This is a genomic window from Roseateles sp. (assembly GCF_052436255.1).
In the GTDB taxonomy this organism is placed as follows: Bacteria; Pseudomonadota; Gammaproteobacteria; order Burkholderiales; family Burkholderiaceae_C; genus Pelomonas.
Genome location: NZ_JBQVNP010000046.1, coordinates 18,475 through 33,710, shown reverse-complemented (window position 1 = coordinate 33,710; position 15,236 = coordinate 18,475). Strand labels below are relative to the sequence as shown.

Genomic DNA, 15,236 nt, shown 5'->3' with positions numbered 1-15,236 from the left:
CCTGGCGGGCACGCCGGAGGCGGCTGCGGCGCGCGCTCGCGCCGATGCGCTGCGCCCCGGCAGGCTGGCGGCGCACCCGCTGGACGCGCTGCGGGCCGAACTGGGGCGCGGTCAATGGCGGGCATCGTGGGCGGGCCAGTTCTAGAGCCTTCCCTCTAGGGTCTGTGGGTAGCAGGTCACGCCGCAGGGTGTTTTCCCGTAGGGGCGGGTCGTTTACACCCGGTTAACTTTGCGGCTCCCGAAAAGAACCGCCCAGGAGACTCACCCATGGCCACCATCGCCGCCGACACGCTCGCCCTGCAACGCCTCTATCACTGGGAGCGCACCGCAGGCAGCACGGTCTCCCTGACTCAACCGATGGGCGGCCCCGAGGTCAAGGACTTCACCTGGGCCCAGGTGGGCGACCAGGTGCGCCGCATGGCCGCCTTCATCAAGGCCCGCGGCGAGGCCGAGGGCTGGCCGGCGGACGCCAAGGTCGCGCTGCTGTCCAAGAACTGCGCCTGGTGGCTGATGACCGACCTGGCGATCTGGATGGCGGGTTATGTCAGCGTGCCGCTGTACCCGACGCTGGCGGCCGAGACCATCACGCAGATCCTCACGCACAGCGAGGCCCGCTTCATCTTCATCGGCAAGCTCGACGGCTGGGAGGGCATGAAGCCCGGCGTGCCGGCCAGCCTGCCCGGCGCGAGCTATGCGCTGTCGCCGCAAGACGTGAAGAAGAACTACGAGAGCTGGGACGCCATCTGCGCCCGCACCGAGCCGCTCAAGGGCGAGATCACGCGCGGTGCCGACGAACTCTGCACCCTGATCTACACCTCGGGCACGACCGGCAACCCCAAGGGCGTCATGCACAACTTCGGCGGCTTCGCCTGGGCCGTCGGCGAGGGCCTGGAGCGCTTCCCGATGACCGCCCAGGACCGCATGCTGTCCTATTTGCCGCTGGCCCACGTGGCCGAGCGGGTGCTGGTCGAGCACGGCTGGCTGAAGACCGGCATGCGGCTGTACTTCGCCGAGTCGCTGGACACCTTCACCACCGACCTGCAACGCGCCCGACCGACCATCTTCTTCAGCGTGCCGCGCCTGTGGGTCAAGTTCCAGCAGGGCGTGCAGGCCAAGATGCCGCCGCAGAAGATGAACAAGCTGCTGCGCCTGCCCATCATCGGCGGCATCGTGCGCAAGAAGGTGCTCAAGGCGCTCGGCCTGGACCAGTGCCGCATCGCCGTCGGCGGCGCCGCACCCATGCCCATCGCGCTGCTGGAGTGGTACGACAAGCTCGGCCTGCCCATCAACGAGGGTTATGGCATGACCGAGAACCTGGCGCTGTCGCACATGACGCTGCCGGGCAAGAACCAGCGCGGCACCGTCGGCCCGGCCTACCCCGGCGTGCAGACGCGCATCGACCCCGCCAACGGCGAGCTGCAGATGCGCAGCCCGGCACTGATGCTGGGCTACTACAAGGAACCCGGCCTGACCGCCGACGCGCTGACACCCGACGGCTGGCTGCACACCGGTGACAAGGTCACGCAGGACGCCGATGGCTGCGTGCGCATCACCGGCCGCGTGAAGGACCTGTTCAAGACCAGCAAGGGCAAGTACGTCGCGCCCGCGCCCATCGAAGACAAGCTGGGCATGAACCCCAACATCGAGGCCTGCTGCGTGGCCGGCGCCAACATGGGCCAGCCGCTGGGCATCGCGATGCTGTCGCCGCAGGGCATCCAGCGCGCCAGCACCGAGGCCGAGAAGACGGCGCTGATGGCCGAGCTGAGCAAGCACCTGGACGACGTCAATGCCCGCCTGGACCCGCACGAGCAGCTCGACACGCTGGTGCTGATCAAGACGCCCTGGACGGTGGACAACGGCTTCATCACGCCGACCTTCAAGGTCAAGCGCAATCGCATCGAGGAGGCCTATGCGGGCAATTTCGACGCTTGGGCAGGCAAGCGCACGAAGGTGCAGCTCGGCGATTGACGCGTTGGGCCGCGGCCTGCTGCTTGCGCTGCTGGGCAGCGTGCATGCGGCCTGTTTCGGCCATGTGACCGAGACGGCCGAGCGCCTGAACTACGAGGTCAGGCAACGCCCCGGCATGAGCCTGCTTCAGGCGCTGAACCATGCGACGCCGATCCGCGGCGAAAACGGCAGGCCTTTCTTCGGTCACACGCAATGGCGGGTCAACTGGCAGTACCGCTACGACGTGCGACCGGACGGTCTGTGCGGCATCACGTCCGTGGCCGTCAAGCTCGCCGTGACCATGACCCTGCCCGCCCTGAAAGAGAGCACGGCTGCCGTCGCGGCGCAGTTCGCGTCATATCTGCCGGCGTTGATCGAGCACGAGGAGGGCCATCGACGTGTGGGGCAAGCCGCTGCCCAGCAGGTTGATTCAGCCATCGCCCAGATGGCCCCGATGGCAAGCTGCCGCCTGTTGGAAGCCGAGGCCAACCGCCTCGCCACTGAACGGGTTGAGCGCGCCACCCGCGAAGACAAGGCCTACGACGCCGCCACGCAGTACGGCTGCACGCAGGGCGCCTGCCTGCAGCGCTAGGCTTTCGAGCTTCGCCAGTAGTCGGCGCGGCCGTAGTGGGCACGCAGATGCTCCACCCAAAGCCGCGTGCGCAGCGGCAGGTGGCGCGATTGCGGGAACACGGCGTAGATGCCGTTGGGCGGCGCCGAGAACTCGTCCAGTACGCTGACCAGCCGTCCCTCGGCCAGGTCGGTCTCGACCTCCCAGGTGCTGCGCCAGGCGATGCCCAGCCCCGCCACGCACCAGTCGTGCAGCACCTGGCCATCGCTGCAATCGAGCCGCCCCTGCATCCTCGTCTCGGGGCGCAGGTGCTGCACGGCGCCATCGACCTGGAAGGCCCAGCCGCGCACCTGGCTGGCTTCGGAACTCAGCGTCAGGCAGGCATGCCGGCCGAGCTCGTCGGGATGCTTGGGTACGCCGGCCCGCTTGAGGTAGCCGGGCGCGGCGACGCACAGCCGACGGTTGTCGGCCAGCCGCGTGCTGACCAGGCTGGAGTCCGGCAGGTCGCCAACGCGCACGGCGCAGTCAAAACCCTCGTGGACGATGTCGACGACGCGGTCGCTCAGGTTGAGCGACAGGCTGAGGTCGGCGTGCTCTGCCAGGAAGCCCGGCACCAGCGGCGCCACATGTCGGCGGCCAAAGCCGGCCGGGGCCGTGATACGCAGATGGCCGCTGGCCTTGAGGCCGCCGGCGCTGACGGCCGCCTCGGCGTCGGCCAGCGAGGCGATGAGGCGCTGGCAGTCCTCCAGGAAGGACTGCCCTTCGGGCGTCAGCGTCAGCCTGCGTGTGGTGCGCAACATCAGCTTGACGCCCAGCCGCGCCTCCAGCGCGTCCAGCCGCCGACCCATGACGGCCGGCGCCACGCCCTCGGACTGGGCCGCAGCAGTCAGGCTGCCCTTGGCCGTGACGAGCACAAAGGACTCGATCTGCTTGAGCTTGTCCATGCCCGGCATTGTGCTGGCGCGCCAGCGCAGTGGCAGCCGATTCGGCGGGCATCTTTGCGTTTGGGTCACAGATGAATGACGCGGCGGACAGTCAATCCAGCCCCCAGCCCGGCTAGATTTCGACATCTGTTCTTGCCGGAGTTCGCCATGCCTCGCACCCACCTCCACCGCCTGCAGGTCGACGCCGACCTGGCCCGCTTTATCGACACCGAGGTGCTGCCCGGCACGGGCATCGCCACCGACGCCTTCTGGGCGGGCTTCAGCGCGCTGGCCCACGAACTGGCGCCGAAGAACCGCGCGCTGCTGGCCGAGCGGGACCGCCTGCAGGCCGAGCTTGACGCCTGGCACGAGGCCCACCCGGGCCCAATCACCGACATGCCGGCCTATCGCGGCTTCCTGAGCCGCATCGGCTACCTCGTCGAGGCGCCGGCGCAAGTGCAGGCGACAACCACCCATGTTGATGCCGAGCTGGCGCTGCAGGCTGGGCCGCAACTGGTCGTGCCCATCCTGAACGCGCGCTATGCGCTGAACGCGGCCAACGCACGCTGGGGCTCCTTGTACGACGCGCTCTACGGCACCGACGCGATTCCCGAGACCGATGGCGCCACCCGTGAGGGCGCCTACAACCCCGTGCGCGGCGGCCGCGTCGTGGCCTATGCACGCCAGGTGCTGGACCAGGCAGCGCCGCTGGCCGAGGGCTCGCACGGTCAGGCCGTGGCCTACCGCGTCGAGGGCGCCCAGCTGTCCGTCACGCTGGCCTCGGGCGACGTGACCGGCCTGGCGGATGCGGCCACCTTTGCCGGCTACCAGGGCACGCCCGATGCGCCGAGCAGCGTGCTGCTGGTCCACCACGGCCTGCACCTGGACATCCGCATCGACCGCACGACGCCCATCGGCCGCACCGATCCGGCCGGCATCGCCGACATCGTGCTGGAGTCGGCCCTGTCCACCATCCTCGACTTGGAAGACTCGGTCGCCGCCGTCGATGCCCAGGACAAGCTGCTGGCCTACCGCAACTGGCTGGGCATCCAGCAGGGCACGCTGACCGAGGAAGTCGCCAAGGGCGGCAAGAGCTTCACGCGCCGCCTGAACGCCGACCGCGTCTACACCGCGCCTGACGGCGGCACGCTGACGCTGCATGGCCGCTCGCTGATGTTCGTGCGCAATGTCGGCCACCTGATGACCAACCCGGCCATCCTGCTGGACGACAGCAGCGAGATCCCGGAAGGGATCATGGACGCCATCGTCACGACGACGATTGCGATGCATGACCTGCAGCGCCGCGAAGGAGTGAGAAACAGCCGCGCCGGTTCGGTCTACATCGTCAAGCCCAAGATGCATGGCCCGGCCGAAGTGGCCTTTGCGGCCGAGCTGTTCACGCGCGTTGAGCAGCTGCTCGGCCTGCCCGACAGCACCGTCAAGCTGGGCATCATGGACGAGGAGCGCCGCACCGCGGTCAACCTGAAGGCCTGTATCGCCGCCGCCGCCAGCCGCGTGGCCTTCATCAACACCGGCTTCCTGGACCGCACCGGCGACGAGATGCACACCGCCATGCGCGCCGGCGCCATGCTGCGCAAGGGCGACATGAAGGCGTCGAGCTGGATCACTGCCTACGAGCGCAACAACGTGCTCACGGGCCTGGCCTGCGGTTTGAGAGGCCGCGCCCAGATCGGCAAGGGCATGTGGGCCATGCCCGACCTGATGGCGGCCATGCTGGAGCAAAAAGTGGCCCACCCCAAGGCAGGCGCCAACACCGCCTGGGTGCCGTCGCCCACCGCCGCGACGCTGCATGCGCTGCACTACCACCAGGTCGACGTGACCGCCGTGCAGCGCGAACTGGAAAAGGTCGACCTCGGCGCCGAGCGCGAGGCCATCCTGAATGCGCTGCTGACCGTTCCGGTCGCCCCGAACGCGGATTGGACGCCCGAGCAACGCCAGCAGGAGCTGGACAACAACGTGCAGGGCATCCTGGGCTATGTGGTGCGCTGGATCGACCAGGGCGTGGGCTGCTCCAAGGTGCCCGACATCAACGGCATCGGCCTGATGGAAGACCGCGCCACGCTGCGCATCAGCAGCCAGCACATCGCCAACTGGCTGCGCCATGGCGTGGTGTCGGCCGAGCAGGTGCGCGAGACCTTCGCCCGCATGGCCCAGGTCGTCGACGGCCAGAACGCGGACGACCCGGCGTACCGGTCGCTGGCCGCCAACCCGCAGGGCGCGGCCATGCAGGCGGCGCTGGACCTGGTGTTCAAGGGCGAGGCGCAGCCCAGCGGCTACACCGAGCCGCTGCTGCATGCCTGGCGGTTGCGGGTCAAGGCTGGCGACTGATCGGGCCGCTGTTCGGGGCCGGATCCCCCGGCTGGGACAAGGCCTCAGCCGTGATTGCCCGACTGACTCCGATCGCGCATCCACTTGGACAACAGGTACTTCATGCCCTGGGTCGGCGGCCGACCGGCATGCAGAGTCAACGGATCGACCGCCCCATGCGGCCCGACGTTGTCCCAGGCCAAGGCATCACCCACGCCACCGCGATGCTCTAGCCCGAGCTCCGGGAAGTCGGTAGTACCGCCCTCGAACCCATCGTTCAGGTAGACCACACAGGTGGCGACCCGCTGGCCCCAGCGTTCGAGGTCGGCACGCGTTGCTGCGTGCTCCGGGTCGATCCAGTCGCAGTGCGGCAGATATTGCTGACCGACCTGGTATCGAAGCAGCGCGAAACCCTCCCCGTTCTCCGCGGGGTGTCCGAGCGCCGCTGCCACGCGCAGGTCCAGGCTCTGCACGACCGCGTCGGCCTCCAGCAAGCCGAACTTCCCAGCCTCGTTCGAGCGGATCGGGTCGACCGCAGATTTGCCGTCAGGTCCGACGATGCGGGCCGGCCGCAACAGCGGCAAGCCCTTCAGGGCCATGTAAATGCACTCGTCCGGGAACAGCAGCCTTGGCAAGGCGACGATGCGCGGCCGTTCGCTGCGCGTCTCTAGCGCCGGCAAGGCCCGCTCGTGAGGCCAGGCGACGCGGGACCGGACGGCGTCCCAGTCGAGAGGCAGGTCGGGCGTGTGCGGGGCCATGCGCTCGATGAACATCCTGGCGATCGGCTCGCCCCCTGCAGCAGCAAGATGCAGCAGCGCCACACGCACCTTGGCGTGCTCCGGGAGGTCGGGGATCAGGATCGCCAGTTGCACGGCTGCCCGCGGCTCCCCGCCTCGCGCGGCCGCCAGAAGCCGCGCCAGGACCTGCGTGAAATCGCGCGCCAAGCCGCCCGCGCCGGCCGCGACGAGTTGTGCATACAGCGTGATGGCGGGAAGGTGCCCGAGGTCCGCCGCGTCGCGCACGCGCGCCACCGCAGTCGGCAAGTCCACCGGCCCCGCCAGGCCGAGGATGTCCCAGACGCCGAGTTGCAGCAGCGCAGGCAAGTGGCCGGCCTGCGCCGCCTCTTGCAGCAACCTGCGCGCGCCATCGGCGTCCCCGGCGCGGGTGCGCACCTGCGCTTGGCCGAACAATCGCGCGGAGTGCGCGTCATCGGGGCTGATCGAGTCTGATGCGATTGCCATGTATCCGGGCTCTTCCCAGGTTGGAGTTACGGTAGCGGTGGCCGCTGACTGCACGCTTCCACGCGCCGCTGTCAGGCCGGCAGCAGATCGAAGGCAACCGTCAGCCGCGGCAGTTGGCCTCCGAATGGTTCGGTGCCATGCCACATATACGACGGAAACAGCACCAGGCGCCCCGGTTGAGGGCGCACCCAATGCTCGGCCCCCATTTCCCGGCCGACCGGAATGCCCGGCTTGCCGAAACGCAGCCAGCCCTCGCGCCCGCCGGCATCGACGACTGCCGGCAATTCGATATGGCAGGCCGTGGACAGCCAACCTTCCTGGTGCACATGGTCGACATGATGCCCGCCCGGCCACAGCCAGACCGACCAGTCGCCCTGGATCCGGGCCCGGCCGGCATTGCGTCGGCACACCGGATCGCCGCCTTGCCCCAGCCGCTCAAGATGGCGCTTGATCGGCGCCATCACTGCCCCGGCCAGGGCCGACAGGGCCGGGGTGCGACGGCAAAGAACATGCGGCAGCTGGCTGCCGCCGCGCACCGAATGACCGAAGGGGTGGGCACGAAACGGATGCGCGGCCTTCAATTCGTTTGCGAGATCGGCCACATAGGCATCCAGACTGTCCCAGCCTGAGGGTGGGTCGAGCTGGTAAGACGCCACCAAGCGTTCATAGTCATACAAGCCGTGGTAGCGGGCATCGCCTGTCATCCGCCAGGCGGTGGCTTGCAGCGCGATCGCGTGCTGGTTCAGGGGCTGGGCCGCGACAAGATGGCCTGCCGCCTCGCTGGCGCCTGGCCCGTCGCCAACGGCAAGGCGTGCCCGCGTCAGCGCCTCGACCGCGCCGTGGTCGCCCGGTGCAGCCCGCAGACAGGCTTCGGCCAGCGAAGTCGCCGCGTCCGGCCTGCCCAACAGTGCCTCCAGATGCGCCGCATAGGCCAGCACCACCGGCGTGCCACCAGCGCGCGCGACAAGCGGCTCCAAAGATGCACGCGCACCCCGAACATCGCCCATCTTTTCCTGCGCCTGCGCCTTGACGAAGGCCAGCATGGGATCGGCGTCCGCGCGGCCTTCGGCTTGCCTCAGCCCGACCAGCGCATGCTCTGTGTCGCCGGTCGACATCCAGGCAAGCTGAGCTGCCTCGAACTGAGCCGCGAGCAAGTTCGGGCGCAGCGCCAGTGCCCTGCGATAGCTTTCAGCGGCGGCAACGAGATCGAGCAGCCCAAGCTCTGACCGCGCCCGCACGAGCCAGGTTTCGGGTGCATCGAGCCCGGCACCCAGCGCCGCCTTTGCAAAGACCAGCGCCTCGTCGTGCCGGCCGAGGTCACCGAGGGTCGCCGCCAGGTTGTGGTCCGTCACGGGCTCGGCGGGAAACAGCCGCCGAGTTTGGTGATACAGGCTCAGCGCCTGTTCCAACTGCCCGGCAGCCCGCAGCCGGTCGGCTTGCTGCAACAAGTCCATCAATGTCGGATGCATGGCCTATCCCCCGGGGGTACAGATCGTCGTTCAAGGGAGCCGCGTTGCGCACCTCTGCAGGCACAGCCACCAGTGGGCCGTCGGTGCCGCACCCTCAGCAAGTCCTCGTTGTCCGGGCTGCGCCATCCAAAAAAAAGACGGTGGGATTCAGCCCCACCGTCTTGCGTCTGCGTCAGTGACGCGGTTCGATACGCGTGATCAGAACTTGGCGTTCAAGCCGACGAAATAGCGCCGGCCGAGCACGTCAAACGTCGACGGATCGGTGTTGGCCTGGATGTTCGGCGTGTACAGCCTCGGTTGCTGATCGGTCACGTTCGACACACCGGCACGCACCGAAATATTCGACGTGATGGCGTAGCGCGCGGAGATGTCGTGGTACCACGTCGCAGCGGTGCCCGTGTTCGACACCGGCGAGCCACCGGTGACGGTGTTGGCATGAACCATCTTGTCGATATAGCGGTTGACCAACTGCAGGCTCAGGCCGCCCAACGAATAGGTGGTGGACAGGGTGCCGCGCCACTTGGGAATGGCAGAACCCGTCGTGGAGCCGATCGTGCCGACAAAGTCATTGACGGGGTCGACCACCGTGGTTTGCGACGTGTTCTTCTCGGCCCAGGTCGCAACCAGATTCCACCTCAGCGAACCCATTTGCTGCAGGCTGAGCGCATAGTCGACGCCGATGTCAACGCCCGTGAGCTTTTGGAATGCCTGATTGCGCGAGAGTTGCTTCAGACGGATCACGCCACCATTGTTCGCATCGCGATTGAAGAGTTGGCACCAGTCATTGGTCGGGCTGAAGGTGGGGTTGGCACCATCACGGTTGAAGCAACGCTGGACGATGGTCGTCGCGTTGACGGACCCAATCACCTCCTTGAGGTCGATGGACCAATAGTCGATCGTTGCCGACAGATCCCTGGTAGGTTGCAGCACAAGACCCGCCGTGAACGACTTTGACTTCTCAGGCATCAAACCCGGATTGCCGCCCACGATGCCGGTTGCCTGGCCACTCGGCTGTACATAGCCAGCCCCGCCGGCCACGACCGACTGGGCCGCACATAGGGCTTGCACCTGCGCAGCGCTCGGACCGTTGCGGTAGGTCGCGGCAATTGCGCCCGCCGTGTTGCAAGGATCGGAGTTGGTAAACGTTGGGAAGTTGTTCAGTTGCGGCGCAAAGAGTTCGTTCACATTCGGTGCACGGACGGCCGTCTGAGCACCGCCACGGAAGCGAACCGTGTTGTTGACGGCCCAGTCCACTGTCAGCTTGTAGCTGGAGTCCTGGCCGGTGATGTTGCTGTCCGACACCCGCGCGCCCACCGTGGCAGCAAGGTACTTCACGAAGGGTTTGTTCTTCAGCAGCGGGAACACCGCCTCGGCGAAGACGTCCTTGAACTCCAGCTTGCCCTTCACAGGCAGTTGCTCGTTGAAACCAGCAACTTGCCCGGGTTGCAGCCCGGAGTCGGGCTTGAAGTCAAAGTCGAGCGCCCGATAGGTCATGCCGAAGACCGCATCCAGGCTACCGGCCGGCAGTTGGACAACCGGCCCCGTGACGGTGCCTTCGACCACCTTCTGAACCACAGTGGTCAGATTCTTTGCCTGCAAGCCGATGTAGCTTTGGCACTCCGTGGAGAGTGAAGACGGACCAAACGGATTGAAGCCGCCTGCGCAGAGCGAGGTACCTCCATTGGCTGCGTCGATCAAAGCCTGCACACGGGGGATGCGCACGTTGCCGCCCTGGGTTTCGTTCTGCACGGAACGACCATAGGTCGCGTAGACGTCATAGGTCCAGTCGTCCAGCAGCCCCAGATCGCCGGTCGCACCGGCGATACCCTGCCAGACGTCGTGCGTGTTGAAGGACGTGCGCCCACCCAGTGTGTTGAATCGCTTGCTAAAGGCGACCGGTGCCGTGGGATTGGCGCGGGCCGCCAGCAAGGTCTTGGCTTCGGCGCTCAAGAACGGGTTGGTCACGGGCACAAAGAAGCCGGTGGTACCGCCGGCCGGCGTCGGCGCCAGCTCGGATTGAGCGTTGTAGTTGGTGAACTGGAACGACGCGTAAGGACGGAAATTCTTGTTGACCTCGTAGTTCAGCGACGAATACAGCGACCAGCGCTCCATCGGCAGGACAAGTGCGTTGTCCGGCTCGAAGTTGTACGAGAAGGTATCCGGGAAGAAGGCCGTGGCGATGTCGCTCTCAGGACCCTTGTAATTGACGACGTTCCGGTTCGCGTTGCCACCCACGCCGGTACAAAAGAGAGATCCGTCCGGGTTGAAACCGAATCCGGTCGAACCACCGTTGGTGTTGCACTTGTCGGCGCCGAAGATGGCATTGACCGCGGCCTGGGTGGGCGCGTTGGCTCCGACCGAAATCGAACCGCCTGGGAAGATTCCCGTGGTGTTCGATGCCTGGGCTGAAAACTCGCGCGCTCCTTTGTAGATGGAGTCACGCTTGAAGTACCCGCCCCCGAACACGGCCGAACCGCGCCCGCCGTCGAAGGCGCCGCCCATCGTCATCGACGCCGAGCTCTCTTTGCCGTCGCTGCGATCGGTCATGCGGTGCTGGGCATCCAGCTCAAGGCCCTTGAAATTCTTCTTCATGATGAAGTTGACGACGCCCGAAACCGCGTCCGCACCGTAGGCCGTCGCAGCGCCGCCGGTGATCACTTCAACCCGCTCAATCAGCGAGGTCGGGATGGTGTTCGTGTCCACCGTACCGCCGCCGGTAGAACCCATGGCGCGGCGGCCGTTGATCAACACCAGGTTCCGGCCAGAACCGAGCCCGCGCAGATCGATAAATGCGCGGCCGTTGCTCGACGGATTGTTGGACTGCGAGCTGAGGCCAGCCGTGACCTGTGGCAGGGTGTTGAGAAATTGCTCGACGGTCACGATACCGCTCTGCCGGAGCTCTTCCGCGGTCACCGTCACGATCGGGCTTTCCGCCGTCGCGTCGGACTTCTTGATGCGCGAACCGGTGATCTCGATGCGCTCGAGCTTCTCCGGCACGGCTTGTTGGGCCATTACCGAGACGGCACTCAGCGTGCCGATCATCGCCAGCGCGGCTGCGCTGCGGGCGTTTCGTTTAAACATGACTACTCCTTCGTGAGGACGTTTCTCAACGATGTGGTGGATAACTTTCGGAAATGCGATCCGTTTTGCGGCAGACGCTTTCGCCGCAGGAGTCTGGCGAAGCCGGCACAGTCACCTGCTCCGTGTTGCCCCCAATGGACGTGGAAGCAAGCATCCGCGCACCCCCGCACGTGCCGAAAGTTAGGGGTTTAACCTTGTCAAAAGGACGTCTCAAACGTGCCGAAACGTTGCTTGGGGCCAACTTATCCCCCTTTCGGCCCAACCTGCCTTTTGGCATGACAGCTCGCAAACAGCTTCAGAAGTTGACTGGTCATGAATTTCGTGTCTGTTTACCAACACATCGGTGCGTCAAATTTCGAAAGCGCCAGCGGCCTTGTTCGCGCCGCGAAAAACATGAATTTGTAAATGCATCAATGACTTACGCGCGAAATTCAGAGCTTCTCGTGGGGTCCGTGGGGAGCTGGACGGGGCTCTAAAGCCTGACCTCTGACTTTCCCTGAGTCACTCGCGGTGACTCCGCTTCGGACAATCGGCGTCGTTCCCTTCCGGGATGAACGTGTTGGCGTCTGATCAGGGCGGCTTCGCGCGGCGTTAATGGCCTATCGGTCACATTGGAGTTTTCATGCATAAACGGACCCTGCTCTCCCTGGCTGCTCTCGCGGCCCTCGGGGCACTTGCCTCGCCTGCCTTCGCACAAACGAAGCCTGACCAACTTGAACGCGTCGAGGTGACGGGTAGTCGCATCTTGTCGCTCAATGCGGAGTCCGCTGCTCCTATCCAGGTGCTCAGTGCCGCCGACATCGCGGCCTCCGGCGTCGCCAACCTCCAGGAACTGCTGCTGAAGAGCCCGGTGTTCGGTACGCCGGCGATCAGCCGCACCAACTCCAACTTCTCGACCTCCAGCGCCGGTGTGTCGACGGTTGACCTGCGCAACCTCGGCTCCAACCGCACGCTGGTGCTGGTGAACGGCCGCCGCTATGTGTCCGGCGTCCCCGGCGACTCCGCAGTCGACTTCAACACCATCCCCGCCGACTTCATCGAGCGGGTCGAGGTCATGACGGGCGGCGCTTCGTCGACCTATGGTTCCGACGCCGTCGCCGGTGTCGTCAACGTCATCTTGAAGCGTAACTTTCAGGGTCTGCGCCTGGATGCCCAAATGGGCCAGAGCGAGGAAGGCGACGACAAGAAGAAGAAGGTCAGCATCACCTTCGGCATGAACGGCGCTGAGGGCCAGGGCAATCTGATGGTCAACCTGTCGGCCAGCCAGCAGGGCGCCGTGTACTCGCGCGACCGCGATTTCGCCGCCGTGGATCAGGCCTCGCGCGGCGCATTCGTGACGGGTGACGTTGCCGACATCTTCACAATCCAGCGGCCGTTCTATTCGAGCTTCGCGCCGCAGGGCCGCTTCTTCTACAGCCCGGGCTTCAACGCTGACGGTACGCGGATCACACGCAACTTCACCTTCAACGGCAGCGGTCAAGAGATCCCCTTCTCTACCAACGGCCCTGCCGGCGACGGCGTCGGCGCCACCGGTTACAACCGCTCGGCCATCCGCACCATTGCCATCCCGACCGACCGCCTGATGTTGGCCAGCAAGGGCGAGTTCAACCTGAACGACTCGAATTCGGTCTTCTTCGAAGCGAACTACGCCGCCACCAAGACCAAGACCCGCCTCGAGCCCTTCCCGCTGGACTCCACCGACCTCGGCGGCCTGATTCCCGCCGAGTTCATGGTCAATGGCGTCAAGATGCGCAACCCGCTGGTGCCCGATACCATCTTCAACAACGCGACTGACCGTGATGGCGACGGCCTGAAGGACTACAACTTCACGCGCCGCATGTCGGATATTGAAAACCGCGGCAACAAGGCGAACCGCGACACTTTCCGCCTGCTTGCCGGCGTTAAGGGTGACATTACCAAAACATGGTCCTATGAGGCCTATGCCGCTCATTCCTTCACCAAGGAAGGGCAGACCGGTACCGGCCAGGTCAACGTCATGAATTTCATGAATGCTCTGAGCGCCGTGGCCGACGTCAACGACGTGAACGGGAACGGCAATAGGACTGAGGCCATCTGCAAGGACGCTATTGCCCGCGACCAGGGTTGCGTGGCAGCCAACATCTTTGGTGCTAACAAACTGAGCGCCGCAGCCGCGCGCTACATCCATGCGCCGTCTTCGCTGAATACGCGCCTGACGCAGAACCTCGCCGGCGTCTCGATCAGCGGCGAGCCGTTCAGCATGCCCGCCGGCCCGGTGGGCATGGCCTTCGGTGCCGAGTACCGCAAGGAAACCTCCAGCACCGAATTCGACGCGCTGACGCAAACCGGCCTGAACGCTGGCAACGCCCTGCCCAACACGGCCGGTGCGTTCGACGTTCAGGAAGCCTTCGCTGAAGTCCGCCTGCCGCTGTTGAAGAACCTGCCGCTGGTCAAGTCTCTCGACGCGCAGGCTGCTGTCCGCCAGGGCAAGTACTCCACCGTGGGCAACACCACCAGCTGGAACAGCGGCCTGGATTGGGGCATCAACTCCACCTTCCGCGTCCGCGCCAACTACTCGGTGTCCACGCGCGCTCCCAACATCGACGAGCTCTACTTGGCGCCGTCGCAGACCTTCCCTACCGGTTTGGCTGACCCTTGCGTTGGCGTGACTGCGGCGGACACCTCGGCGACCGCTGTGGCTTGCAAGGCCGCACCGGGCGTCGCGGCCAACATCGCAGCCAACGGCAAGTTCACGCTGACCCAGGCTGACCTGCAAGGCGTCAGCGGCTTTGACAGCGGCAACCCCAACCTGGGGGCCGAGAAGGGCAAGTCGACGACCATCGGCATCGTTGTTACGCCGAAAACCATCGACTTGTTGCGCGACTTCACGTTCACGGCTGACTACTACAAGATCAAGATCGCCGATGCAATCAACACACCTGGACGCCAGTACGCGCTGAACCAGTGCTACGGTGGTGGCAACACTAGCTTCTGCAACTTCATCAAGCGCCGTCCGGCCGACATCGGCCCGAACAGCGCCGGTTCGCTGGAGTTCATCGACGAGACCTCTGCCAACACTGGCGGCGACCTGGTCGAAGGCGTTGACCTGACCGCTTCGCACCGCACACGGCTGGGTGGTGGCACATTCAATTCGCGCCTCGCTTACACCTACATCATGCAGGCCTATAACCAGCCGACGCCGGAGGCCGACAAGAACTACTCGCAGGGCGAGGTCGGTAACGCACGCCATCGCTTCGTGCTGAACTTGGGCTACAACATCGGCAACATCGGTGTGGCAGCCACGGCAACGTACTTCGGCAAGTCCTACCTGGAGGACAACTTCATGCGCGACAACTTCCCCGGTTCGACGAAGAACGACGGCAAGATCGGCTCGCGCACCTATCTCGACCTGCAGGCCAACTACAAGCTGGGCAAGAGCGAGATCTACTTCGGCATCGACAATGCCCTGGCCACCAAGGCGCCGTTGATCATCTCGGGTCTGCCGGGCAACACGACCGGCGCGGAAACCAACGCCAGCGTCTACGATGCCATTGGTCGCCGCTACTACGTCGGTCTGCGCTACAGCATGTAAGCCTGACCACCCAGCACCTGCGCACGCAGGTGCTGCCCCCCCGAAAAGCACATCGGCCCGATGTGCTTTTTTTTGGGCGCCTCTGTCGTCCTCGCTCGCCCGTTT

The 15,236-nt window shown here is 65.6% G+C and carries 8 protein-coding genes; 4 read left to right on the top strand and 4 right to left on the bottom strand.

Features of this window, described 5'->3' with window-relative positions; genetic code table 11:
- The first annotated feature begins 267 nt into the window (after positions 1-267).
- Together ACT6S0_RS12695 and ACT6S0_RS12690 are read left to right on the top strand one after the other, a co-directional pair.
- The gene (locus tag ACT6S0_RS12695; protein ID WP_444764191.1) at positions 268-1,968 is read left to right on the top strand and encodes an AMP-binding protein; all 1,701 of its coding nucleotides are present in this window, start codon (positions 268-270) and stop codon (positions 1,966-1,968) included.
- A 4-nt stretch (positions 1,969-1,972) separates the two neighbouring features.
- Complete coding sequence (locus ACT6S0_RS12690) at positions 1,973-2,539, top strand: DUF922 domain-containing protein (protein WP_444764190.1); 567 nt, start codon at positions 1,973-1,975, stop codon at positions 2,537-2,539.
- Here ACT6S0_RS12690 and ACT6S0_RS12685 read toward each other — a convergent pair.
- Positions 2,536-3,462, bottom strand: coding sequence for a LysR family transcriptional regulator (locus tag ACT6S0_RS12685; protein WP_444764189.1), 927 nt, complete (start codon positions 3,460-3,462; stop codon positions 2,536-2,538). The two genes, ACT6S0_RS12690 and ACT6S0_RS12685, sit on opposite strands and share 4 nt — an antisense overlap.
- 147 nt (positions 3,463-3,609) lie before the next feature.
- Here ACT6S0_RS12685 and ACT6S0_RS12680 point away from each other — a divergent pair, with 147 nt between their 5' ends.
- On the top strand, positions 3,610-5,790 hold the full coding sequence (locus tag ACT6S0_RS12680; RefSeq protein ID WP_444764188.1) for a malate synthase G: 2,181 nt from the start codon (positions 3,610-3,612) through the stop codon (positions 5,788-5,790).
- Positions 5,791-5,834: 44 nt separating this feature from the next.
- On the opposite strand, the gene ACT6S0_RS12675 is transcribed toward ACT6S0_RS12680, so the two are convergent.
- The 3 genes from ACT6S0_RS12675 to ACT6S0_RS12665 all read right to left on the bottom strand — a co-directional run bounded on the left by ACT6S0_RS12675 (position 5,835) and on the right by ACT6S0_RS12665 (position 11,560).
- Positions 5,835-6,959: a 2OG-Fe(II) oxygenase gene (locus ACT6S0_RS12675; protein ID WP_444764187.1), complete on the bottom strand. Its 1,125-nt coding sequence runs from the start codon at positions 6,957-6,959 to the stop codon at positions 5,835-5,837.
- Positions 6,960-7,081: 122 nt separating this feature from the next.
- Entirely contained in the window at positions 7,082-8,479 is a 1,398-nt protein-coding gene (locus tag ACT6S0_RS12670) for a putative 2OG-Fe(II) oxygenase (RefSeq protein ID WP_444764186.1), read from the bottom strand.
- Positions 8,480-8,677: 198 nt separating this feature from the next.
- A complete protein-coding gene (locus ACT6S0_RS12665) occupies positions 8,678-11,560 on the bottom strand; it encodes a TonB-dependent receptor domain-containing protein (protein WP_444764185.1) in 2,883 nt (960 codons plus the stop codon).
- Positions 11,561-12,182: 622 nt separating this feature from the next.
- On the opposite strand from ACT6S0_RS12665, the gene ACT6S0_RS12660 reads away from it, so the two are divergent.
- Positions 12,183-15,131: a TonB-dependent receptor domain-containing protein gene (locus ACT6S0_RS12660; RefSeq protein ID WP_444764184.1), complete on the top strand. Its 2,949-nt coding sequence runs from the start codon at positions 12,183-12,185 to the stop codon at positions 15,129-15,131.
- Positions 15,132-15,236: the final 105 nt, after the last annotated feature.